Origin of the sequence: Chryseobacterium sp. JV274 (genome assembly GCF_903969135.1) — a bacterium.
Taxonomy (GTDB): Bacteria; Bacteroidota; Bacteroidia; order Flavobacteriales; family Weeksellaceae; genus Chryseobacterium.
Genome location: NZ_LR824569.1, coordinates 2,812,768 through 2,836,812, shown reverse-complemented (window position 1 = coordinate 2,836,812; position 24,045 = coordinate 2,812,768). Strand labels below are relative to the sequence as shown.

Below are 24,045 nucleotides of genomic sequence, written 5' to 3'. Positions count from 1 at the left end.
AATATATCTTCTGAAAAGAAAATCAACGGTTATATTACCGTAAGATTTTTAGTAAATTGTGAAGGAAAGACAGGATTCTTCAGATTACAGCATATGAGCCCGGATCTGAAAGATACTGTACTGGATGAAGAATTAGAAAATAAACTGCTGCAGTTTATAAAATCACTCGATGGCTGGATGCCAAAAGAGATAAAAGGTTTAAAAGTAGATTATTATCAGTATTTAACCTATAAAATTGAAAATGGAAAAGTTTCAGAGGTATTACCTTAGCTTTTTGTTACTTATCGTTTACACCAATACTATTGCACAGGTCAACTGTAATGCAGTAGAGGGTGAGAACTGCAAAAAAGCGTGTGAGTTATACAACTGGGCTTCAAATTTACAAGGTTTCGCAGAATCTCAGGAGGGTTTTGATAAAGCCATTGAGCTGTGTCCTGATTTCTCCCGTGCTTATATGGAAAAAGCAGTTCCATATCTTAAAAACGGAGATTTTGTAACCTGGAAAATTTTAATTGATAAAGCAGTTGCCTTAGACCCCCAAATGCACCTTGGTTACAGAGGTTGGACCAAGTTCCAGTTTTTGAGAGACTATAAAGGGGCAATTCAGGATTTAGAAGGTTTAAAAAAATATTATCCCAAAGACTTAGGAAGATCTCAAAACGGAGACTATAACCTGGATGTAGTAAGAGCTATGTCCTACAGTGCATTAGGCCAGAAAGGAAAAGCAGCGGGAATTATAGAAAGACTTCTGGCAACCAGAGGTTATGTGAAGGGAATGTTTGATCATTACCAGCTGGGAGTTACTTATTTCGAGCTGGGAAGGTATGACAAAGCCCTGGAAAATTTTGAAAAACAAAGCAAAGAATACAACTTTGCCGAGAATATATACTTTAAGAGTAAAGTTTCTAAGATCAGAAACAAAGATTATTTAGATTTAAAAATGTTAGCCCTGCAAACGTATGATGAAGGAAAGACGATGAAAGATGTCTACACTCATCATTTCAACAAAGTCTACAGAAAAGAGATTGAAGAGCTGTAGAAGAGTAACATTAAATCAATAATCAAAAATTTACTTATGAGCAACGAGTTACAAAACATAAAAAACCGTTTCGGAATTATAGGGAACTTTCCGGCACTCAACCGGGCCCTGGAAAAATCTATTCAGGTAGCACCTACAGACATTTCTGTCCTGGTGATAGGAGAAAGTGGTGTGGGAAAAGAATTTATTCCGAAAATTATCCATTCAGAATCCAAAAGAAAACATCAGCCTTATATTGTGGTCAACTGTGGAGCAATTCCGGAGGGAACCATAGATTCTGAGCTGTTCGGGCACGAAAAAGGAGCTTTTACAGGTGCTACAGCAACAAGAAAAGGGTACTTTGAAGTCGCAGACGGCGGAACAATCTTTTTGGATGAGGTAGGAGAGCTGCCATTACAGACGCAGGTGCGCCTTTTGAGAGTACTGGAAAGTGGGGAATTTATGAAAGTAGGGTCTTCACAGGTACAGAAAACCAATGTGAGAATTGTAGCCGCTACCAACGTTAATATGATGAAGGCAATCCATGACGGAAGATTTCGTGAGGATTTATATTACCGGTTGAATACCGTTCAGATTGATATGCCGCCTTTGAGAGAAAGAAAAGGAGATATTCATCTGCTGTTCAGAAAGTTTGCGATAGATTTTGCAGAAAAGTACAGAATGCCGGAGCTGGAACTGGAGCAGAGCGCTGTTCATTATATAGAAAGTTATTCCTTCCCTGGTAACATCCGCCAATTAAGAAACTTAGTAGAGCAGATGACTGTTGTGGAAAGAAACAGAAATATCACTGCTGAGAAACTTGCCGAGTATATTCCGATGGAAACACACCTTCCCATGGTAGTGAGCACTCAGAATACTCCTAAACAGAATGATTTTGGAAGTGAAAGAGAAATCATGTATAAAATTCTGTTCGATATGAGGAATGATATTAATGATTTAAAATCCTTAACTTCGGAATTGATTAAGAACAGAGGAACGGCAGATCTGAGCAGCCATGAGAAAAACCTGATCAACAGGATTTATACTCCTGAAAATCAGCCACAGGTAAATTCCGGATCTTTAGTCTATTTTGAAAATAATAATGACACACCGGTAGTTCAGACCCCTACGATTATGTCAACACCTGATGACAGCTATGAAGATATCGAGGATATCGAAGTGGAAGAAAACAGACCGGAGTCACTTTCTCTTCAGAATAACGAGAAGGATTTGATTATCAAGGCGCTGGAGAAGCATAAAGGTCGCAGAAACAGAGCTGCAGATGAATTGGGAATCTCACAAAGAACTTTATACAGAAAAATAAAACAATATAACCTGGAAGATTAGCACAACATAAATAATGAAAGTAAATTTAAAACCTAAGCCAATCAATTTTAAACTCGGAGAATATATTAATAAAGGGGTCGAACTTTTAAAGAAAGATTTCGGGAATATATTTGTAGCATTTTTAGTGTGCTTTATCATGTCGATTATTCCGTTCTGCGGACTATTAGCGATGGGTAATTTATATAAATACCTTCAAAGGCTGAACAGAAATCAGCCGGCAAGTCCCGGAGATATCTTTGATTTTAAAGACTTCATGCCTTACTTTATGCTGCAGCTCATTGTTTTTGGAGGCGTTTTACTGCTTTACATTCCTTTATTTGCTGTATTGGGTGTATCGGGGGCAATGTCAGAGGGTAATCAACCCAATCCGATGGTAACTCTTTTTGTGTTTCCTTACATGTTCTTATTGATTGCTGCGATATATTACTTCGTATTGAAAGGTTTTTATATCATTCCATTAATAAGTCTTAAAGGAGTTAAAGAAATAAAAGAAGCCTGGAATATTTCAAAAGTAATGACCAAAGGGAATCTATTGTCAATTTTTCTTTTCTCATTAGTAGTAAGTATTCTAGCACAGATTGGTATTGTTGCCTGCGGAATAGGAATTTTTCTTACCCTGCCATTTTTATACACAGCAAACTATTTTGCCTATGAAGATGCTATTCAACAAATTGAGTATGATGAAATTACTGAAATTGGATCTAAAAATGAATTTTAACATTAAAAATATCAGCCTGAAACAATCACTGCTTACGGTAATGCTTTTTGCATTGCTGGGAGTTTTAAATTCATGTTACAGCTTTACGGGATCATCCCTTACAGATGAAAAAACCGTTCAGATCAATGAATTTCCGAATAATGCACCCCTTGTAAACCCTGCATTATCCCAACAGTTTTCTACAGCAATACAAAACAGATTCCTTCAGAGAACAACTCTGAAAGGAACCAAAGAAAATCCAGATATCCTGATAGAAGGAGAAATCACAGACTATTCCATTACACCTACCACAATCAGTTCCAATACCCAGACAAACCCTTCTGGTGGAGTGATTCAGCAGGCACAGAATAAACTTACGATTACAGTAAAGGTACATTATGAAAACAAAATTCATCCGGATGCAAGTTTCGACAGAACCTATTCCGATGAAGCAGCTTTCAACAGTGATGTATCACTAAGCCAAATCGAAGACCAGCAGGTAAAGCTGGTAACAGATAGAATTATTAATAAGATATTTAACGACATTGTAGCGAATTGGTAAGATGAATCCGAGAGTTTTAGAATTAATAAAAAATCCGAAAAATATTCAGTCCGAGGACCTTGGTCTTTTGAAAGAAGAGATTCATACTTTTCCTTATATTCAAAATATCAGGGCGCTTCACCTGTATGGAGTCCATCTGTACGAAAAAGAAAATTATCAGAAAGAGCTTTCTACAACGGCGGCATATACTACTGATAAAAAGATTTTGTATCAGTTGATCAACGGAAAGATCAAGCAAGAGGCCAAACCAGAGGTTGCTGAAGAGAAGAAACCTTCTAAAACAATTGAAAAGCCTGCTCAATTGGCCCAGAAAACCAAATCTTTCCCTATCAAAAGAGAAGAGGACGGTTCTGTAGAAAAGCCAGCAGAAGAGCAGGAAACGGCATGTGTTTTACCAACTGTACAGGAGATTAAACACATTTATATCAATGGTGAACGAAACAGAATTTTATTTGAAGGAGAAGAAAACTTCCTTGATGAGCAAAATTCCGAGACAATAGATATTGAGTCTACTCTGGAATCAGGAACTTTGGTAACCCAAAAGACTGAAACTGTAACAGAACCTGTTGCCGAACAAAAAGAAGAGATTCCATCCGAAACAGAGAAATCAGAAGAAAACTTTACACCGGAAACAATCATTCATGAAGATCAGATTTCTTCAGAAAAAGAAGAAGAAGAAAAGGTTGACGACGAAGAAAATATCAGTTTCCATGAAGTATCTCCTTTATTACAGGAGGAAAATATTGTAAATGTAGCAGAAGAGCCTTTAAATACAAGATCAACAGATAACGAAGCTAAACCTGTTTCTGAAGAAGAACCTGCTCAACAAGAAATACAAGCTGAAATAGAAGAGAATGCTGGAGAAAACTTTACGCCAGAAACCATTATCGACGAAGATCAGATTTCTGCTGAAAAAGAAGAGGCAAATAGTAATGAAGAAGAGTCATTAGTAGAAGTATCTGATGCTGAAGTAAGCTTCCATGGAACAGATTCGTTCATGCCAGATGTTAAAATCCAGGCCAATAACGAAGAAATTTCTGAAACAGCTGAAGTTTCCCAGCCCCATGTCAATAAACATGAGGAGGAAATGAGACGTCTGATTGAAGAAGTTGAGAAAAAGATGAAGGAAGCTAAGCCTGTTTCTCAAGAAGAAAAGGTAGAGCCTGAAACAACTGGGGGGCATGAAATTAGCTTCGCGGAAACCCAGAATTTTCATTTTTGGTCAACAAGTGAGGACAAGCCTGAGGAAGTTAAAGAAGAGCCTGTAAAAGAAGAAATTGTTGAAAACCAATTGCTTGAAGAAGAGGTTAAAGTTGAAATTCCAGAAGAAAAAGAAGAAGATATTCCTAAAGTTCAGACAGCTTGGAAACCTATGAGTGTGGAATCCAATATGCCTGATTCATTAATCAGCAAATCAAAAGAAGTATCAGCTCCTGAAATAAAAGCTCCGGTAGCAAAAATTTTCCCTGCAGAAAAAAAAGAACAGGTAATTGAGACTGAAACACCATCTGAAATGATGGATACCGCTACAGAAATTGTTCAGGAAGATACTCTTTCAACAATAGAAAAAAGTTCGGAAGTTTCTGAAAATCAATCTGGATCTGTGGAAACGGCCGAAGAGAATACTGATAAAGCTGTTGCAAAAGAAGAAGTTCCTGTGATGAATGTTTCTTTCTTTGGAACCGATATTTCTACCCTTAAGGTTGAAGAAAAGCAGAAGGAAAGTAAAGAAGAATCTGTAGAACAAATGCAGGAAGTTACTATGAAGAATACAACGCAGCCGCAATTAGACAGTAATGTTCCCGGTTTTATCAATACCTGGCAAAGCTGGCTAAAGATTGACAGAACTGAAGAGATCGAAAAGGATAAATCAGAAATCAAAGAAAAGGCTATTGAAACCTTCATTGAAAAAAATCCTAGAATCAGTCAGTTAAAAGAAGAAAGCTCCTATGTTGTTAAAGAAAAGAACGATGATATCTCACATTTGATGACAGAGACGTTGGCGAATCTTTATTTTGAACAGAAATTATATACAAAAGCAATAAAAGCGTTTGAAATATTAATCAAAAAGAGTCCAGAGAAAAAAGAATATTTTGAATCTAAAATTCAGGATATTAAGGACTTCAGAAGTAAAAATTAAAAGGAAAAAGGTACTGTTTTTAAAGCAGTACCTTTTTATTTATAAATTCTGGGGATTACTTTTATTGCCTCTTAATTTTTTCCAGGCTCTCCGCCCAAAAACAACAACAAGAATTAAGATAATTATGGCAAGAATTGCTGCGATTACCGGCGCTGCCATAGCAAGAACAGACATAAGACCTGCTCCGGCTGTTTCCGTGGTTCCTACCACAGAATTTCCCAGTCCTCCGGTTGTTGCCGTAGAAGCAGCCCGTATTCCTGCAAATCCGGAGCTGATTGTGGCCGCTGTACCTCCACCCGCAATTAATGCCAGCCCCCATTGTGGAAATGTTCCCAGTTCGGCAAACTGACTGGCAAATAATATAGAGCCTGCTACCGTCGCCATCGGAATAGAAACCGTATCCAGCAAATGATCAACAAAAGGGATGTAATAGGCCAGGATCTCTGCCACCGTGGCAATTCCTGTTGTAATCAACGCAGGAAGACCCGCAAGCCACTCAAAATGCTCATTCATGGGAATCCAGTTGAAATAAGACGCAAGACTTACGATAAACATCGGGAGAAATACCCGAAATCCAGTAGCCGCTGCCAGTCCAATTCCGATAAATGCACTAATGATATAAGAAAAATAGGGAATATTATCTAACATATTAATTTTCAGATTTATTGTTTTCCCTAAAATTACAAAAAGTATATGATATTAAGACGTGTTAATTTCTAAGTTTGAGGTACAGGATTCAAGCTTTGTTATTCATGATTTGCTGTAGAATAAAAGATAGTATCTACGCAATCATCTGTGTGGTCCAAAGGAAAATAAAAATCTGCGAGATAAAATACCTCACAGATCTCTTATTTTAATAAAAAAATTATTTTTTCTGCGTTTCACAAAGCGTTATAAACTGTGCTTCCACATCCTGAAATTTCAGAGGCATTTCAGGGGATGCCCAAAATAGCATGGCCATTGTTTTTTCTCCGAAGGCTTGTTTAAATAAGTCTTTATTCAGACGGTATGATTCTCTCAGCAATCTTTTGATCCGGTTTCTGTGTACAGCTTTTTTAAAATATCTTTTTGAAACAGAAACCCCGAATCTGGATGCTTCTACTGGAAGGGTGGGCTTGTCTTTCAGAATAATGATTCTCAGATTTCCACTGGTTCTCCATTTACCCTTATCAAAAAGCAAACTGATTTCCGTGTTTTTTTTGAGCTTTTCCGCTCTGGGATACTTGGAATTTGTCATTTACGGAGTGTAAATATTGTTTTTTATTTTTTTTCACAAATTTCTCAGATTAATTTACGAAACCGTTTTTACAAATCTGCAGAATGGGTGGGAAAATATTTTAATCCTGGTTTAATAAATGATTAATCACTTCTGAAGCGGTGTACAGGCCGAAAATGGCAGGCATGTAGCTTATTGTTCCGTAAAAAGATCTTTTATAATTGGTTCCGTCAGTCATTTTCAAACTTTCTTCATCCTGAATATCATTGGCAAAAACACAACGGACTCCTTTGTCAATTTTTACTTTTTTCAGTCTTTTTCTTACTTGTCTTGCAAGGTGGCAGTGTTCTGTTTTGCTGATATCTCTTACCAATACTTTGCTTGGGTCGGTTTTTCCGCCGGCTCCCATTGAACTTACGATTTTTATCCTTCTTCTTTTGGCAGCAATAATCAAGGAAAGTTTTGGCGTAACACTGTCGATACAGTCTAAAACATAATCAAATTTTGCGGAATCTAGTACTTCATCCATTCTTTCCGGATTCAGAAATTCATTGATTTTCGTTAAATTAAGCTGTGGATTGATGTCAAGAAGCCTTTCAGCAACCACATCTACCTTATGCTTTCCGACAGTAGAGTGTAAAGCAGGCAGCTGTCTGTTGATATTGGTAATATCTACCGTATCACCATCCACAATGGTCATATTTCCTACTCCGGCTCTCGCCAGAAATTCTGCGGCAAAAGAACCTACTCCGCCTAAACCTACAACAAGCACATTCGCTTTGATCAGTCTGTCCAATCCCTCTTCCTTTACCAAAAGTTCGGTTCTTTCCAGCCAGTATTTATCCATTTTTTATTGAGTGTAAATTTTCTAAAATTTGTTCATTCAGTTGTTCCAGAGAAATAGCTTTTATTTCCGAAACTTTAATGTACAATTCTTCAATGTTAAATTCTTCATTATCAGTTTCTAAAAAGATTCTGTCTAATGGAGTGTTTTTTATAATATCCTGCAAAGATAAATTATACAAAACAGCTTTTCCAAAACTCAGGTAAAAATTATTGCGCAGAAGATCTTCAGCAATTTGTTGTTTTTTATTGAAACCATGGATGACCATTGGCTGTTCGGCCTTCTTTTTAAAAGAAATCACTTCATAAAATTTTCTTACACAATGAATAATCAGGGGCTTTTTTACCTCATTGGCGATCTTTATCTGTCTTAAAAAAACTTCCTCCTGAATTTTCTGGTCTGTAGAAACCAAAGAATCCAAACCACATTCACCAATGGCAAAACAGTTTTCAGACATCATGCTCATCATCCATGAAAACTGCTGCTCTATAGTATTAATATCAATATCATTTGGGTGAATGCCGATGGAATATGGGAAATCAGGCGGAATACTCTCAATGTCCAGATTATAAATTCCGTTTCTGATATATTTTTTATGGTGGTGAAAATCAAAAAATTCCATATTCAAAAATAGTGCTTTTCAGATTTAATTTAAAATTATTAAACGATCGTTTATAAATGTGTTAAAAATTTCTTAACTTTACTCAAAGTGCACTTCATGAAAAAAAAATTTACGGAAAAACAGATTCACATATTGGATATTGCAGAAGAGCTCATTGCCAAAAAAGGATATGAGGGTACTTCTGTAAGAGATATCTGTTCCAAAGCAAATATTAATGTTGCTATGATCTCTTATTACTTCGGTTCTAAAGAGAAAATGATGTCTTATCTCTATCAGTACAGGGTATTGAAGACCAGAGAGAATTTTTCAGAATTTGCGGATACTATCAAAGATGGGAAACCGGAAATGCAGATGCGGGAGATGATCAAATATATCGTTTCTCAACTGTTCAAGTATAACTATTTTCATGGGTTTGTAACCCAGGAACTCCGTCATACAGAAAATCTGAAAGACGAACTGCTTGATTTCTACCAGTTATTCGTAAAAAAACTGGATGAAGTAATTAAAAAAGGGGTGGCTTCCGGTGTTTTTACTTTTACTCCCAAACCTGAAGATATCCTTACCATGATTATTGGATCCACTTTATTTGTCATCAGGAATAAAAACTTTTATGAGCTTTATGTTCCGAGTAAAAACGAAGAAACCTACACCAAAGAAGCTGAAAAAAAGGTAAGAATGAATCTTTTATTAAGTGTTTTTGCAATTTTGGGATACGCTGCAGACTAAAATTACGTTAAATATTCATAAAAAAAAATCTATTGACAAAAAAGTTATATTTTTGCAAATTAGTAAATCGGCTGTATAATCCGAAAACTGTTGAACTTTTTATATGAAAAAATATATTTTAGGTCTTTTTGCTGTAGCGGTGATTTCATCTTGTGTAAGCCAGCAGGAAAGAGCAATGAGGAGTGCTGATAAAGAATTTATCTTGAAAGCAGCTAATGAAAACTTTGCTAAGAAAAAGTGGAAAAATGCATTGGCTCTTTATGACAGACTTGCAAATCTTGTGGCAGGAACAGATGATTTCCCTAACGTAGGTTTCAACACTGCTTATGCCAACTATTATGACAAGAGCTATAAGCTGGCAGGTCACCAGTTCAAAAATTTTGCAGTTAGTTTTCCAAAAGATCCGAGAGCCGAAGAAGCAGCTTATATGTCTGCATTGTGCTACTATGAAGGATCTATGGATTACAACCTAGATCAGTCTAGTACAGAATTAGCGATCAATGAACTTCAGGACTTCCTGAACAATTATCCAAACTCTGAGAGATCTAAAAATATCAGCCAGCTCATTGATGAATTGTCTTATAAGCTTGAGTTTAAAGCATATGAAAATGGAAGACAATACTACAAAATGGGAGAGTATAAAGCAGCGAATGTAGCATTTGAAAACGTTCTGGAAGATTTCCCAAGTACAAAACTTCGTTCAAAAATTTATGATTATATCATGAAGTCCCGTTATGAACTGGCGATGAAGTCAATTTATAATCTTAAAGCTGAACGTATTGAAAGTGCGTTAACTTATACAAGAGTTGTAGAGAAAGAACTTCCTAATACAGAATATTCTAAAGCAGCAATAGATCTTAGAGAAAAACTGGAAAAGGAAAAAGAACACTTTGCTGTCGTTAAAAAAGAAACAGATGCAAGAATTGCAGCTTTAACGGCAAGACAGAAAAAAGAAGCTGAAAAATTGGCTGATCAGGGTAAAACTGAACAGCAAGTTAAAGATCAGATAAGCAATGAAAAGAAAGCAATGCAGTTACAGAGGGACAGTGCAGCACTTAAGACCCCTCCTCCTGCAGCGACTTTCAAAATTCAAAGATAATTCGTAAATTTGCCATCTTAAAATAAAAATAATTTTCTCAAAATGAGTGTAAAAGATACAAAAGCAGAAGTAAATACAATTACTTACGATAAAGATAAGATTGAAGATAAAGTAGGTTCAATCTATGAAGCTATTGTTATCATGGGAAAGAGAGCAGAGCAGATCAATGCGGAGATCCGTACGGAACTTCACAACAAATTAGATGAATTTGCGGTTCACAATTCTACATTAGAAGAGGTTTTCGAAAACAGAGAACAAATTGAGATCTCTAAACATTACGAAAAGCTTCCAAAGCCAACTTCAATTGCTATTGAAGAGTGGTTAAACGAAGATGTTTATTTCAGAAAAACAGAAGAAAGAAAATAAATCTTCTGTATTCTTATAAATGAAGGTCATAAAGGAAATCTGTTCTTTTATGACCTTTATCGTTTTAAAGCCAGATTGTGTGGGAAAAAATAAGTATTTTAGTATTTCAAAAAAATTAGAACTTAATGAGTGTTTCCGGTAAAAAGATTCTTATCGCCGTCTCTGGTGGGATTGCAGCCTACAAAATTCATTTTTTGATAAGGGATTTTGTGAAAAAAGGAGCAGAAGTACAGGTTATTATGACTCCTGATGCAGAACACTTTGTGACAAAACTAAGCCTGTCTACACTATCCAAAAAGCCGGTGTATTCAGAGTTTTACAGCGATAACGGAACATGGAACAGTCATGTGGAAATGGCACTGTGGGCAGATGTTATGATCGTAGCTCCCTGTACAGCCAATACACTGTCTAAGATGGTTCACGGGATGTGTGATAATCTGGTTATTGCAACTTATATGTCTGCAAAATGCCCGGTTTTCATAGCTCCGGCAATGGACCTTGATATGTATATACATCCTTCCACAAAGAAGAATCTGGAGCTTGCAGAAAGTTTTGGACATATTGTAATTCCTGCTGAAAACGGTGAGCTGGCTAGCGGACTGATCGGGCAGGGAAGAATGGCCGAGCCTGCAACTATTTTTAGTGAAGTTGAAAATCATTTTACAAACAGTAACCACTCCAAAAGCCTTGAAGGAAAAACCGTTTTAATTACTGCAGGCCCTACGTATGAAGCTATAGATCCGGTAAGATTCATAGGAAATCATTCATCAGGTAAAATGGGATTTTCTCTGGCAGAAGAAGCTTCAAAAAGAGGCGCAAAAGTGATTCTGATTTCAGGACCGAGTTTCCAAACCATTAATGATCCCAATGTTGAACTTCATAAAGTAACTTCAGCAAAAGAAATGCTGGCAAAAGTATTTGAATTTTATGACAGCATAGACATCGGTATTGCAAGTGCTGCGGTAGCAGATTATGCTCCCAAAGAAGTAGCAAAAGAAAAGATCAAGAAAAATGATGATAACCTGACCATTGAACTGGTGAAGAATCCGGATATCCTTAAAACGATGGGCGAAAAGAAAACACACCAGTTTTTGGTAGGTTTTGCACTGGAAACCCAAAATGAAGAAGAAAATGCAAAAGGAAAACTGGAGAAGAAAAACCTTGATATGATTGTTTTAAACTCTCTGCGTGACGAAGGCGCCGGATTTAAAAATGATACCAATAAAATAAGGATATTTACCAAAACGGAGAAGAAAGAATTCGACCTGAAATCCAAAGATGATGTAGCGAAAGATATTCTCAATTTTGTTGAGTCTCAACTTTTAAAATAATTTTAATAAATTTCCGTTCTCAATTTTTAATAGACAATGAAAAAAATTATAAGTTTATTTTTTCTGTTTTTTATCTATACCCAAAGTTTTTCTCAGGAGCTGTTGGCAACTGTTCAGGTAAACTCTCAACAGGTAGGAGGAAGTAACCAGCAGGCATATAAAGCATTGGAGAAAAGTCTCAGGGATTTTATCAATAATACGAGCTGGACAGGGAAAAAGCTTCAGAATTTTGAAAAAATAAAATGTGGTTTTTCCGTTGTTATTGGAGAAAGAGATGGGAACAGATTCAAAGGATCCATTGTTGTTCAGGCTATGCGCCCTGTTTACAATACAACTTACGAATCCCCGTTAATTAATCTTCAGGATCAGAGATTTGGTTTTGAATATGTTGAAAATGAGAGTCTTATTTTTAATGAAAGACAGTTTTCAGGAAAGAATCTTACGGATGTGGTTAGTTTCTATATTTACCTTATTTTGGGACTGGATGCAGACAGTTTCCAGTCTATGGGTGGATCTCAATGGTACGCAAAAGCACAGCAGATTGCGCAGAATTCTCAGAACAGAAACTATGAAGGCTGGAATACCATCAATGAGCCAAGAAGCCGTTCTATATTGATTAATGAAGTTATGAATCCTAACTGGAACCAATTGCGTTCTACTATTTATACTTACCACAGAGCCGGAATGGATAATCTTTTCAATCAGGACCAGACTGCCGGGAAAAAAGTAATCTTTGATGCCCTGATGCAATTGAAAATGTATGAGAACACATTTCAGCAGGCATTTTTCTTTAATCTGTTCATGGATACAAAAAGTGATGAGATCTTCAATATATTCAATTCCGGAAATAATGGAGGTTTGATTCTGAATGATCTTAAACAGACATTGATTATTCTTTCGCCAAAAAACATTGATAATAAGTGGAATAAGTGGAAGGTGTAAGATAGTAGGCTTTAAAAATTTTTGAGAAACAGCTTTATAAAAAATTAAAGAAGCAAAAAGTGTCAAGAACAGAAAGCATATCTAAACATTTTCTCAATTCATTAAAAAAAAACTTATTTTTACAGTTCAAACTCAAGTTGGATCATAACCCGGATTATCAATGCTTTCGAGAATTTACATTAAAAACTTTGCCCTGATTGATACTCTTGAAGTATCTTTGAATAATGGTTTACAGGTTATTACCGGTGAAACGGGTGCGGGTAAATCTATTATTTTAGGAGCGCTCCGGCTTATTTTAGGAGAAAGAGCAGATGTAAAGTCCATTGCCAAATCTGAAGAGAAAAGCGTGGTGGAAACTGAGTTCTCCCTTAACAACCAGTTTAAGAAATTCTTTATTGAAAATGATCTGGATTACGAGCTTCAGACGATTATAAGAAGAGAGATCCTGCCATCAGGGAAATCCCGTGCATTCATCAATGATGTGCCGGTAACGCTTGATATTCTTAAAGAACTTTCCTCACAGCTGATTGATATTCATTCCCAGTTTGAAACATCCAATCTTTTTACTTCAGAATATCAGTTTAAAATTATCGACGGACTTTCTGAGAATAAAAAAATTATTGAAGAGTATCAGAAGGAGTTTTCTGACTTTCAAAGCCTGAAAATGCTGTTGAAAAAATTGAAGACTCAACTTTCAGAAGCCAATAAAGAAAGTGATTATAAAGAATTTTTACTCAATGAGCTGGAAGAACTGAAACTTGATGATGTAGACTATGAAGATGTTCAGAACCAGCTTTCTATTCAGGAAAATGCTGGGATGATTTCAGAAAACGTAGGTCAGATCCTGTCCAGGTTTCATCAGGAAGAAATAGGGATTCTGTCTTTCTTTCATGAAGCTACCCATAAGCTTTCAAAAATTTCGGAAGTTTCTACCAGTTTCGCAGAGCTTGATGAAAGGCTGGAAACCTCTTTTGTAGAGCTGAAAGATATTATTTCTGAACTGGAACATGCGGCCGAAAGAGTTGAAATCAATCCTGAAAATCTGGTATACCTTACCGATCTTAATAATAAAATCAACGCTCTGTTTCTTAAGCATAATGTTTCAGATCTTAATGAACTGATTGAAATCAGAAACCAGCTGGCAGGAGACCAGAAGGGGGCTTCAGAACTGGAAGCACAGATTGAAGCAACAGAAGAAAATATTTCTCAGAAAGGAAAAACACTTCAGAGCCTCGCTGCAAAGCTTTCTAAGAACAGGCACAAAAATATTCCTGTCTTCATCAAAAAAGCAGAAAGCCTACTGAAAAAATTAGGTCTTGAAAAAGCAAAAGTAGATATTGAACTGCAGGATGCCGAGGAGTTCAATCAGTTTGGAAAAGAAAATATCCAGCTGCTATTCCAGGCCAATTCCGGTTTTCCTTTAAAACCCATTCAGACCGCTATTTCCGGAGGGGAAAGATCAAGGGTAATGCTTGCTGTTAAAAAGATTATTGCCGAAAGTGATGAGCTTCCAACCCTTATTCTTGACGAAATAGACACCGGAGTTTCAGGGAAAGTTGCCGAAGAGATCGGAAACCTTATGAGAGAAATGTCTGAAGACATGCAATTGATTGTTATTTCACACCTTGCACAGGTTGCTGCAAAAGGAAATGACAACTATAAGGTGGTAAAGCAGGATGTTTCCGGCAGAACACAATCTACTATAATTCCTTTGAGCAAAGAAGAAAAGCTAAACGAAATTGCCCAGCTGCTGTCCGGAAGCAAAATTACAGAAGCTGCGCTGGCACAGGCAAAAGAGCTTATTGGATAATTACATAAATCTATTTTTCTTTAAAAACTTGTAACATATTTTACATTATATTTACTAATGTAAAAAACTAACATATGTTTCTAAAGTTACTTAAGCTTGAAATAAAAAGCTTCTTCCGTGGTACATCTTTAGGGATCAATCTGACCATGAAAATCCTCCGGCTTATTGGAATACTTTATTTCGTGGGCTGTCTTGTAGGCGGGGCTTTTATTGCTTTTTTCTATGTACAGGAGGAGATGCATCAGAATCCTGTAAAGGTGGTTTCAAAATTCATGATTGTTGCCTGGATTATTGATCTTGTTCTTAAATATCTCTGGCAGGAAATTCCAACCCAGAATATTAAGCCATTTCTTACCATGAATGTCCGGAAGAATACATTGGTTAATTATATGCTGGCCAAAACCTTTCTTTCCGCATTCAGCTGGCTGAGTTCTCTATTCTTTATCACATTTTCATTGATTGCTTTATTTAACGGATATAGCATTTTAGGAGTGTTGGTGTGGCTTATAGGAGTTATTTCATTGCTTTATCTGAATAATTTTATCAATATTTTCTTTAACGGTAAAGAAACTCTGGCGGTGATCATAGGGGTATGCTTTTTGGGCATAGGAATGTTAGGATATTATAAAATAGTTCCTGTTCTGTCTTATTCTGAGTCTGTTTTCTTTAGTTTCTATGAGAAACCTTACTTTGCACTGATCCCTGTTGCGTTGTTCGTAATACTGTGGTGGATGTGTTTCCGGTACCTGCGCAATGAATTTTATCTTGACCAAGGGCTTGAAGCCAAGAAAACAGTAGGAAAAACAGAGAATATTGCTTTTCTGAACAAATATGGAGTTATTGGAACATTTATCAATAATGATATTAAAATGCTGAGACGTAATAAAGTACCCAAGGGGATTTTACTGGGCAGTTTTATGTTTCTGTTCTACGGATTGCTGATGTTTACTTCTTCAATGTACAAAACACCGGCAATGATGATGGTTATGGGACTTTTTGTAACAGGAGGCTTTCAGTTTCTGTTTGGCCAGAGAGTTCCTGCTTTTGACAGTTCTTATTATCCATTGATGATGACCCTGAATGTTCCATATAAAGAATATTTAAAAGCGAAATGGTGGCTGATGAATATTGTAACGGGAATTTCTATCATTATAGCGCTTTGCTATGCATACTTCGGCTGGGAAGTCTACGTTACATTTTTTGCAGCAGGATTATATAATATCGGTGTGAATTCTCAATTTACCTTGTGGTCAGGAGCTTTCAATAAAACTCAGATTGACCTTAATACAAAAGAAAAAAGATTAGGACAGAAAGGGAGTTTCAATATGATAGCTATGCTTCTGCTGATTCCTAAAATGCTTCTTCCGATGGGTGTATTTGCTTTAACAAAATATTTATGGGGAATTACCGGAGGAGTGATAAGCATTGCAATTATCGGGATTATAGGATTTTTCCTGAGAGAGAAAATCTTCGATATTATCGTAAAACTTTACAAGAAAGAAAAATACAGCACACTGGATGCGTTTAAAAATATAAGTTAAGCCATGATCAACATACAAAATTTATCTAAAACATACGGAACGGCAACGGTTCTTAATATCGAACATCTTGAAATTCCAAACGGGGAAACATTTGGTCTCGTAGGAAACAACGGAGCAGGAAAAACAACTCTTTTCAGCCTGATGCTGGATTTAATTCAGGCTACAACAGGTTCTGTAAGTATTGACGGAATTAAAGTAGATGAATCTGAAGCATGGAAAAATAAAGTTTCAGCATTTGTTGACGATACATTTCTCATTGGATACCTTACTCCTGAGGAATATTTTTATTTCATTGGAGAGTTGAGAGGGCAGAACAAAGCATCTGTAGATGAATTCCTGAAGCCTTTTCATGATTTTTTCAATGGAGAAATCCTTAAATCAGGAAAATACGTCCGTGACCTTTCAAAAGGAAATCAGAAAAAAGTAGGAATTGTAGGAGCAATTATTGGAAATCCTGAGATTATTATTTTGGATGAGCCTTTTGCCAATCTCGATCCATCTACTCAGATCAAACTGAAAAATCTTATCAAGGAATTATCAAAACAGGATGGTGTTACTTTTCTGATATCCAGTCATGATCTTTCCCATACAACGGAAGTCTGCAACAGAATTGTGGTAGTAAACAAAGGCCTTTTGGTAAAAGATATTCAGACCAATCCGGAAACATTAAAAGATTTGGAACAATATTTTGCAGATCAGGTTTCTGTTTCGGATATTTAATACCACAAAAATAGAGGTATGAATACGATAGAATCACAGAATGTAACAGATTATCCGAACAGCAATACTATTTTCATGGTCTGGAAACTTAATGACAGCCCACAGCTGAAAAATATTTTTCAGGAACTATGCGCTTTGGTATTAAATCTTAATAATTCCGTTTTTAACCGTTTTCCAGACAGCAGGGCAAGCTGTGTAATGGGAATTGGGGCTGAAGCATGGAGAAAACTGGATCTTCCTACACCTTTGCCAAAAGAATTAATCAATTTTGAAGAAATAAAAGGAGTGAAGCACACAGCTGTTTCCACTTCTGGAGACCTTCATTTTCACTTGAGAGCGGATAATAAAAGCCTGATTTTCGATATGGCTGTTGAAATATCCAAACTATTGAGTTCAGTGGCAGAAAGTATTCTGGAGATTCATGGATTTAAATATTGGGATGCACGTTCCATTCTTGGTTTTGTAGACGGAACAGAGAATCCACATGGTGATGACCGTGATTATTTTGCAAAAATCGGAGATGAAGACCTTCAGTACAAAGGCGGAAGTTACCTTTTTGTTCAGAAATACCTGCACAATATGGATGCCTGGAAAGGGCTGTCAACAGAAGATCAGGAGAAAGTCATCGGGAGATCAAAAGAAAACGATATTGAAATGTCGGATGATGTAAAACCTTCCAATTCACATATTGCTTTAGCCAATATCGAAGGAGAAGATGGGGAAGAATTGAAAATAGTCAGAGATAATATGCCTTTTGGAAATCCTTCTACTAATGAGTTCGGAACCTATTTTATTGCCTATTCAAGCACATTCGCAACAACCAGAAAAATGCTGACCAATATGTTCATAGGTGATCCTCCGGGAAATTATGACAGAATTTTAGATTTCAGTACAGCGGTTACAGGAACGCTTTTCTTTGTTCCTACCAGGAATATGCTTGATGAATTTTCAGGATAAAATACAAAAAAGGCAGCTTCGAAATTAAGGCTGCCTTTAACAATTGTTTTACAATACTATACTGGATTTCCGGGGTTGTACGAATCACACATTCCGTTTTCCACCAGACATTCTCTTTTTTTCAGTTCACAGGGATTGGTTGTAGGTACGCTGCAACATGCATAAAATCCGTTGTATTGTATCAGATACATATTACAAAGTGGCGTATTTCCCCCATTAATTGTTTTCAGGTTCTCTCTTTTTAATTTCTTTAAATTTTTCATGGTTTTAGTTTTAAATTAATTATATCTCCAATATAGGAAAAAATGAAACACTGAATAGATTAAGTAAAAAATTGTACCTCAGTTTTTTAATTAAAATCTTTCTCGCCTTTTTGAAACAAAAAAGAAGGTAAAATTTGTAACTCTGAACAAAAAAAATCAACTTATTGCAATAAATAGTAAAATATTTTTTTTCAAGTTGTAACCTTTTTTTGTTTTGATTGTCTTTAGTATAGAAACAGCATAAGCATGAAACTTTTGTTCGGAAATAAAAAGAATGATTTGTTGAGCCTCCTGAAAAAACAGGATCCGGCTGCACAGAAGATTTTCTATGAACAGAATGTAAAGAGATTCCTGAGCGTAAGCAAAAGCTATGTAAGCGATTTGTATCAGGCGGAAGATTGTCTCATTAAAGCATTCTGTAAAATTTTTAAGCACATAGAAAGCTTCAGAGGAGAGTCGAACCTGGACAGCTGGGCAAGAAGAATTGTCGTGAATGAATGCCTGAATTTTATCAAAAGCCATAAAACGGTATTCTATCTCGATGAGATCAACCAATCTTTTCATGAAGACATCCATGAACCGGGGATTGATTGTGATTTTAATGCGCAGGATCTTTTGGATCAGCTTCCCGATGCCTACAGAATGGTTTTCAATCTTTATGTCCTGGAAGGATATTCCCATCAGGAAATTGCTGATACTTTGCAGATTTCAATGGCTGTCAGCAAAACACAGCTGTTCCGAGCTAAAGAAAAATTAAGAAAGATCTACTTTCAACAACAAAAAAAAGTGAAAAATGAAAACGTCTAAAGATAATATTGAATGTCAGATCAAAAAACAGATTGAAGAAAGAGAGATTACTCCTTCCCGTGATTTGTGGTCTGAAATTGAGTTTCAAAACAGCAGCAATAGCCGTCCCAAATCACAGATGAACTGGGTTTTAGTGGCTGCCTGTCTGGTCTTGACATTGAGTTTAGGAACCGTTCTGTTTTTTCTTAATCAACCTTCAGAAATTCAACCTGAAATAGTAAAGAAGGCAGAAGAAAATAAGGCAGATGAAATCATAAAAAAACCGGCTCAATATAATACACCTCTGGCTGTTCAGAATAATGATAAAAAGGAAGTAAAAATAATCCTCCCCCAGGATAAAGAAGAAGTGATTTCTGCAGTAACAATAGGTCAAAATAAACTTATTCCCAGAGAAACCGCAGTGAAAAAACTGGATATTCCTCAGATTTCTAATCCTAAGCTTATAGCAAAAGCTGATTCTTTGAAAACTCCGGTTAAAAAGAAAAAATATGTAGACCCTTCTACCCTCCTTTTTTCGGTAGAGCATAAAGATGTTATCGAAAAGACAAAGGATGGAAGTAATGTGGCCACAACTATTGACCTGAATGCCAGATAATTTGTCCGTAAAAAATTAAAAATTAATAATATGATCAAGAAATTAATCGTAATGGGATTGCTATGCTCTATTTCAGCATCATTCCATGCACAAAAAGCTTTGAATATTAACCTGTCTTCTAAAAAAGATACTGAGGTAAGCCCTATTGTAAAAGAGAAAGTGGAAGAATATGCCACAAAGATCAATACCATTATTCAGGAAGAAAAGAAACTGATGGAAGAAGAATTAGTTGTCTTGCAGGCAAGAAACCTTGATAAAACAGATTTTGACAGAGAAAAAGCCCAGATTGCAGACCGTTATTCTGAGAAAATGGATAAAAGAATAGAGGAACTTGGATTTGATCTGGATGACGTTATTCAGAAACAGGTAAGATATTCACTTTTAAATACTGATGTTACTTCCAAAGAAGAGCTTAAAGAAAAGCTGTTGAAAAAATTCCGTCCCAGCAGAAGTTTTACAGGGTATTTCTCTTACGGAATTATGACATTGACAAACAGTTCTCCGGATAATGAACTGGACAAAAATATAGGATATGCCAATAACCTGGAATTTGGTCTGAAACTGAATTATCAGCTTAGCAGAACAAGCCCGTGGGCAATTACCTCAGGATTAGGATTCTCATGGAGAACCGTAAGAGCAGATAACAATATGCTTTTTACAAGAAGTGCAGATCAGGGAGTGGCTTTGGCTCAGTACAGCGGAAACCTTGAGAAAAGTAAGCTGAGAACCGGGTATATTATGGTTCCTCTTGGTGTACAGTATAATTTTTCCAAGCTTAAAAATGCAGGAATGGACATCCAATACCGAAGTTATTACACCGGATTTAAAATAGGAGCCAATGTATATGGCGGGGTGAAAATGTCTACCAACAATATTGTAAAAGGAAATGACGGAGAGACAAGAGACCGGGGAAACTATCAGGTGAATCCTTTTGTATATGGGGCACAGATTACATTCTCATATAACAGTTTCAGTCTTTTTGTGAAAAAAGATTTCAGCAATTTCTTTAAAGACAGTTATTTCAAAAATGATAAAGCGCTGATATTCGGCTTAGCCATTGGATTGGATTAAATACATTTTGACAGCAAAACGAAAAACTCCGGGAAAAGCTCCCGGAGTTTTTGCATTGTATCAGTTATAGAATCATTATTTTAAACTTCCTACCATATCTTCAGGTTTTACCCACTCATCAAACTGCTCAGCAGTTAACAAACCAAGATTGACGGCTTCTTCTTTTAAGGTTGTACCATTTTTATGGGCTGTTTTAGCAATTTTTGCTGCATTTTCATATCCGATATGAGTATTTAAAGCTGTAACAAGCATTAAAGATTTGTCTACAAGTTCTTTAATTCTCTCATGGTTGGGTTCAATTCCTACAGCACAATGGTCATTGAAAGAAATACATGCATCAGCGATCAATTGGGCAGACTGGAGAAAATTATAAGCCATTACCGGTTTGAAAACATTCAGCTCATAATTTCCCTGAGTTCCTGCAAACGAAATGGTTGTATCATTTCCTAAAACCTGAGCGCAAACCATTGTTAAAGCCTCATTCTGAGTAGGGTTTACTTTCCCTGGCATGATAGACGATCCGGGTTCATTTTCAGGAATATGAATTTCCCCGATTCCGGAACGTGGCCCTGATGCCAGTAATCTTACATCCTGAGCAATTTTATATAAAGAAACGGCCAATTGTTTTAAAGCTCCGTGAGATTCAACAATTGCATCATGAGCAGCAAGGGCTTCAAATTTATTTTCAGCAGTAATGAAAGGGTGTTTTGTAAATTGAGAAATATATTCTGCAACCTTTACATCATAACCATTAGGAGTATTCAATCCTGTTCCTACAGCTGTTCCACCTAATGCAAGCTCAGAAAGGTGAGGTAATGTATTTCTTAAAGCTCTCAATCCGAATTCCAATTGAGCCACATACCCGGAAAATTCCTGTCCCAGAGTAAGCGGAGTAGCATCCATCAGATGGGTTCTCCCGATCTTTACCACGTCTTTAAAGGCTTTAGATTTTTCAGCCAGCGTATTTTTTAATTTCTCTACTGCCGGAATGGTTACCTCCACTACTTTTGTATAGGCAGCGATGTGCATGGCAGTAGGATAGGTATCATTGGAAGACTGGGATTTATTCACATCATCATTTGGGTGAATTTCAGATTTTTCACCCAATATTCCTCCATTATTAACATGGGCTCTGTTTGAAACTACTTCATTGACATTCATGTTCGATTGCGTTCCGGAACCCGTCTGCCAGATCACCAACGGAAACTGGTCATTAAGTTTTCCTTCAAGAATTTCATCACATACCTTGGCGATCATATCTCTTTTTTCAGCAGGAAGCACTCCCAGATCAGTGTTGGTATAAGCTGCTGCCTTTTTCAGATAAGCGAAAGCTTCAATGATTTCATGCGGCATTGAACCTTCAGGTCCTATTTTGAAATTATTTCTGGAACGTTCCGTCTGTGCACCCCAAAATTTATCCGCAGGTACCTGCACTTCTCCCATGGTGTCTTTTTCAATTCTGTAATTCATAGTGGTTGAAATTTGTATGATCTGTTTATTTAAAAGCTATAAAAATCTTTAACATTATTGATTTTTAATGAAAGAAATAATGTTTTGGCTTTGCTTATTAAGCTTTTATAAAGTTAATTATAAACTCACAAACCCGCAATTTATAATCATTATAAATATCAATTTAAATGACTGATTTTACTCATATTTTTTTTAATGAGACGTATTTTTGCACAAACAAAAATTGAATGGACTTTAGATATCAGGATCCGTATCCAATTCAGAAAGATGATACGGTGTACAAGAAGCTTACATCAGATTATGTAAAGGTTGAAAAACTGGGTGACAGAGAAATTTTAACTGTAGATCCGAAAGGACTGGAATTGTTGGCTGAAGAAGCTATGGCAGATGTTTCTTTCATGCTTCGTTCTTCACACCTGGAAAGCCTTAGAAGAATCATTGATGATCCTGAAGCTACTGATAATGACAGATTCGTTGCTTACAACCTTTTGCAAAATGCTGCAGTAGCTGTGGAAGGAGCTCTTCCTTCATGCCAGGATACGGGAACGGCTATCGTAATGGGGAAAAAAGGAGAAAATGTATATACAGGAGTAGATGACGGGGAATATTTGAGCAAAGGAATTTTCAATACCTATCAGAAAAGAAACTTAAGATATTCTCAGGTAGTTCCTTTGACGATGTTTGATGAAAAGAACTCAGGATCTAACCTTCCTGCACAGATTGATATCTACGCTAAAAAAGGAGATTACTACGAATTTTTATTCTTGACAAAAGGAGGAGGTTCTGCTAATAAAACATTCTTATATCAAAAGACGAAATCTTTATTGAACGAAAAATCTCTTGAAGAATTCGTTAAAGAAAGAATCTCTGATCTTGGAACAGCTGCCTGCCCGCCTTACCACTTAGCGTTGGTAATTGGAGGAACTTCAGCAGAAGCCAACCTTGCTGCAGTGAAAAAAGCATCAGCAAAATATTATGACCATCTTCCAACAGAAGGAAATGAGGCCGGACAGGCATTCAGAGACCTTGAATGGGAAGCAAAAGTTCAGAAAATCTGCCAGGAAAGTGCAATCGGAGCTCAGTTTGGAGGAAAATACCTTACCCATGATGTAAGAGTAATCAGGCTTCCGAGACATGCCGCATCTTGTCCGGTAGGAATGGGTGTTTCCTGTTCTGCAGACAGAAATATCAAAGGAAAAATTACTAAAGAAGGTATTTTCCTTGAGCAGTTGGAGCAGGACCCAAAAAGATTCTTACCTGATACACCTCCACATCTGGAAGAAGCAGTTGAGATTAATCTAAATAAACCAATGCCGGAAATTCTTGCAGAGTTATCCAAATATCCGATCAAAACAAGATTGAAACTGAACGGAACATTGATTGTAGCAAGAGATATTGCACACGCAAAAATTAAAGAAATTATCGACAGTGGAAAACCAATGCCGGAATATTTCAAAAACCATCCGATCTACTATGCAGGACCTGCAAAAACTCCGGAAGGAATGGCTTCAGGAAGTTTCGGACCTACTACAGCCGGTAGAATGGACGTTTATGTGGATGAGTTTCAAAGCCACGGCGGAAGTATGATTATGCTGGCAAAAGGAAACAGAAGTAAAGATGTTACCAATGCCTGTCATAAATACGGAGGTTTCTACCTTGGATCTATCGGTGGGCCTGCTGCTATTCTTGCCAAAGACAATATTGTGTCTGTAGATGTAGTAGACTTCCCGGAATTAGGAATGGAAGCAGTAAGAAAAATTGAAGTAAAAGACTTCCCTGCATTCATTATTTCCGATGATAAAGGCAACGATTTCTTCGCAAATCTTGCTCACTAATTAGTTTAAAATTAAAATAAATAATAAAATAGAGCGCTGATCTTTTGTGTAAAAAAGAAAAAAGCT

At 36.5% G+C, this 24,045-nt stretch carries 25 protein-coding genes; 19 read left to right on the top strand and 6 right to left on the bottom strand.

Going from position 1 to position 24,045, the window contains the following annotated elements; genetic code table 11:
* The first annotated feature begins 93 nt into the window (after positions 1-93).
* From CHRYMOREF3P_RS13085 to CHRYMOREF3P_RS13060, 6 genes are read left to right on the top strand one after another with little or no spacing between them, the layout of a single operon-like run.
* A complete protein-coding gene (locus CHRYMOREF3P_RS13085; RefSeq protein ID WP_180564802.1) occupies positions 94-270 on the top strand; it encodes a hypothetical protein in 177 nt (58 codons plus the stop codon).
* Positions 242-1,039, top strand: a complete 798-nt coding sequence (locus CHRYMOREF3P_RS13080; RefSeq protein ID WP_180564801.1) for a tetratricopeptide repeat protein — start codon at positions 242-244, stop codon at positions 1,037-1,039. Before CHRYMOREF3P_RS13085 ends, CHRYMOREF3P_RS13080 begins: the two co-directional genes overlap by 29 nt.
* A gap of 36 nt (positions 1,040-1,075) precedes the next feature.
* Complete coding sequence (locus tag CHRYMOREF3P_RS13075; RefSeq protein WP_180564800.1) at positions 1,076-2,365, top strand: sigma-54 interaction domain-containing protein; 1,290 nt, start codon at positions 1,076-1,078, stop codon at positions 2,363-2,365.
* Between the two features lie 13 nt (positions 2,366-2,378).
* Complete coding sequence (locus CHRYMOREF3P_RS13070) at positions 2,379-3,083, top strand: hypothetical protein (RefSeq protein WP_180564799.1); 705 nt, start codon at positions 2,379-2,381, stop codon at positions 3,081-3,083.
* Positions 3,073-3,624 carry an LptE family protein gene (locus CHRYMOREF3P_RS13065; RefSeq protein ID WP_077419575.1) on the top strand — a complete coding sequence of 184 codons (552 nt, stop codon included), beginning with the start codon at positions 3,073-3,075 and terminating at the stop codon, positions 3,622-3,624. The genes CHRYMOREF3P_RS13070 and CHRYMOREF3P_RS13065 overlap by 11 nt, the downstream gene beginning before the upstream one ends.
* Before the next feature lies 1 nt (position 3,625).
* Positions 3,626-5,764, top strand: a complete 2,139-nt coding sequence (locus CHRYMOREF3P_RS13060) for a hypothetical protein (RefSeq protein WP_180564798.1) — start codon at positions 3,626-3,628, stop codon at positions 5,762-5,764.
* 39 nt (positions 5,765-5,803) lie between these two features.
* Here CHRYMOREF3P_RS13060 and CHRYMOREF3P_RS13055 read toward each other — a convergent pair whose 3' ends face one another.
* The 4 genes from CHRYMOREF3P_RS13055 to CHRYMOREF3P_RS13040 form a co-directional block, all read right to left on the bottom strand.
* Positions 5,804-6,412, bottom strand: a complete 609-nt coding sequence (locus CHRYMOREF3P_RS13055; protein ID WP_077419417.1) for a DUF4126 domain-containing protein — start codon at positions 6,410-6,412, stop codon at positions 5,804-5,806.
* Between the two features lie 217 nt (positions 6,413-6,629).
* The gene (rnpA, locus tag CHRYMOREF3P_RS13050) at positions 6,630-7,001 is read right to left on the bottom strand and encodes a ribonuclease P protein component (protein ID WP_077419418.1); all 372 of its coding nucleotides are present in this window, start codon (positions 6,999-7,001) and stop codon (positions 6,630-6,632) included.
* A 100-nt stretch (positions 7,002-7,101) separates the two neighbouring features.
* Positions 7,102-7,827 (bottom strand): ThiF family adenylyltransferase, encoded by a 726-nt coding sequence (locus CHRYMOREF3P_RS13045; protein WP_077419419.1) that lies wholly within the window; start codon positions 7,825-7,827, stop codon positions 7,102-7,104.
* Positions 7,820-8,446: a TatD family hydrolase gene (locus CHRYMOREF3P_RS13040; protein WP_180564797.1), complete on the bottom strand. Its 627-nt coding sequence runs from the start codon at positions 8,444-8,446 to the stop codon at positions 7,820-7,822. The genes CHRYMOREF3P_RS13045 and CHRYMOREF3P_RS13040 overlap by 8 nt, the downstream gene beginning before the upstream one ends.
* Positions 8,447-8,542: 96 nt before the next feature.
* Between CHRYMOREF3P_RS13040 and CHRYMOREF3P_RS13035 the strand changes: the two genes are divergently transcribed.
* The 9 genes from CHRYMOREF3P_RS13035 to CHRYMOREF3P_RS12995 all read left to right on the top strand — a co-directional run bounded on the left by CHRYMOREF3P_RS13035 (position 8,543) and on the right by CHRYMOREF3P_RS12995 (position 17,938).
* On the top strand, positions 8,543-9,172 hold the full coding sequence (locus CHRYMOREF3P_RS13035; protein WP_027372956.1) for a TetR/AcrR family transcriptional regulator: 630 nt from the start codon (positions 8,543-8,545) through the stop codon (positions 9,170-9,172).
* A gap of 103 nt (positions 9,173-9,275) precedes the next feature.
* Positions 9,276-10,271 (top strand): outer membrane protein assembly factor BamD, encoded by a 996-nt coding sequence (locus CHRYMOREF3P_RS13030; protein WP_077419421.1) that lies wholly within the window; start codon positions 9,276-9,278, stop codon positions 10,269-10,271.
* Positions 10,272-10,313: 42 nt separating this feature from the next.
* Positions 10,314-10,637, top strand: a complete 324-nt coding sequence (locus CHRYMOREF3P_RS13025) for a DNA-directed RNA polymerase subunit omega (protein ID WP_034681463.1) — start codon at positions 10,314-10,316, stop codon at positions 10,635-10,637.
* A gap of 125 nt (positions 10,638-10,762) precedes the next feature.
* A complete protein-coding gene (gene coaBC, locus CHRYMOREF3P_RS13020; protein WP_077419422.1) occupies positions 10,763-11,968 on the top strand; it encodes a bifunctional phosphopantothenoylcysteine decarboxylase/phosphopantothenate--cysteine ligase CoaBC in 1,206 nt (401 codons plus the stop codon).
* Between the two features lie 36 nt (positions 11,969-12,004).
* Positions 12,005-12,910, top strand: a complete 906-nt coding sequence (locus CHRYMOREF3P_RS13015; protein ID WP_077419423.1) for a DUF4835 family protein — start codon at positions 12,005-12,007, stop codon at positions 12,908-12,910.
* A gap of 160 nt (positions 12,911-13,070) precedes the next feature.
* Positions 13,071-14,720 (top strand): DNA repair protein RecN, encoded by a 1,650-nt coding sequence (locus CHRYMOREF3P_RS13010; protein ID WP_077419424.1) that lies wholly within the window; start codon positions 13,071-13,073, stop codon positions 14,718-14,720.
* A gap of 74 nt (positions 14,721-14,794) precedes the next feature.
* Positions 14,795-16,261 carry a DUF5687 family protein gene (locus CHRYMOREF3P_RS13005; protein ID WP_180564796.1) on the top strand — a complete coding sequence of 489 codons (1,467 nt, stop codon included), beginning with the start codon at positions 14,795-14,797 and terminating at the stop codon, positions 16,259-16,261.
* 3 nt (positions 16,262-16,264) lie between these two features.
* Positions 16,265-16,981 carry an ABC transporter ATP-binding protein gene (locus tag CHRYMOREF3P_RS13000; protein ID WP_047381821.1) on the top strand — a complete coding sequence of 239 codons (717 nt, stop codon included), beginning with the start codon at positions 16,265-16,267 and terminating at the stop codon, positions 16,979-16,981.
* A gap of 18 nt (positions 16,982-16,999) precedes the next feature.
* The gene (locus CHRYMOREF3P_RS12995; RefSeq protein ID WP_077419426.1) at positions 17,000-17,938 is read left to right on the top strand and encodes a Dyp-type peroxidase; all 939 of its coding nucleotides are present in this window, start codon (positions 17,000-17,002) and stop codon (positions 17,936-17,938) included.
* 56 nt (positions 17,939-17,994) lie between these two features.
* Here the strand turns inward: CHRYMOREF3P_RS12995 and CHRYMOREF3P_RS12990 are convergent, their stop codons facing one another.
* The gene (locus tag CHRYMOREF3P_RS12990; protein ID WP_077419427.1) at positions 17,995-18,201 is read right to left on the bottom strand and encodes a bacteriocin-like protein; all 207 of its coding nucleotides are present in this window, start codon (positions 18,199-18,201) and stop codon (positions 17,995-17,997) included.
* A gap of 246 nt (positions 18,202-18,447) precedes the next feature.
* On the opposite strand from CHRYMOREF3P_RS12990, the gene CHRYMOREF3P_RS12985 reads away from it, so the two are divergent.
* Genes CHRYMOREF3P_RS12985 through CHRYMOREF3P_RS12975 form a run of 3 tightly spaced genes read left to right on the top strand, consistent with a single transcriptional unit; the run spans position 18,448 to position 20,674 of the window.
* Positions 18,448-19,008, top strand: coding sequence for an RNA polymerase sigma factor (locus tag CHRYMOREF3P_RS12985; protein ID WP_180564795.1), 561 nt, complete (start codon positions 18,448-18,450; stop codon positions 19,006-19,008).
* On the top strand, positions 18,995-19,603 hold the full coding sequence (locus tag CHRYMOREF3P_RS12980) for a hypothetical protein (RefSeq protein WP_180564794.1): 609 nt from the start codon (positions 18,995-18,997) through the stop codon (positions 19,601-19,603). The genes CHRYMOREF3P_RS12985 and CHRYMOREF3P_RS12980 overlap by 14 nt, the downstream gene beginning before the upstream one ends.
* A 30-nt stretch (positions 19,604-19,633) precedes the next feature.
* Positions 19,634-20,674, top strand: a complete 1,041-nt coding sequence (locus CHRYMOREF3P_RS12975) for a porin family protein (protein WP_077419430.1) — start codon at positions 19,634-19,636, stop codon at positions 20,672-20,674.
* A 75-nt stretch (positions 20,675-20,749) separates the two neighbouring features.
* On the opposite strand, the gene fumC is transcribed toward CHRYMOREF3P_RS12975, so the two are convergent.
* Positions 20,750-22,144 (bottom strand): class II fumarate hydratase, encoded by a 1,395-nt coding sequence (gene fumC / locus CHRYMOREF3P_RS12970; RefSeq protein ID WP_180564793.1) that lies wholly within the window; start codon positions 22,142-22,144, stop codon positions 20,750-20,752.
* 227 nt (positions 22,145-22,371) lie between these two features.
* Between fumC and CHRYMOREF3P_RS12965 the strand changes: the two genes are divergently transcribed.
* A complete protein-coding gene (locus tag CHRYMOREF3P_RS12965) occupies positions 22,372-23,979 on the top strand; it encodes a fumarate hydratase (RefSeq protein ID WP_047381802.1) in 1,608 nt (535 codons plus the stop codon).
* Positions 23,980-24,045: the final 66 nt, after the last annotated feature.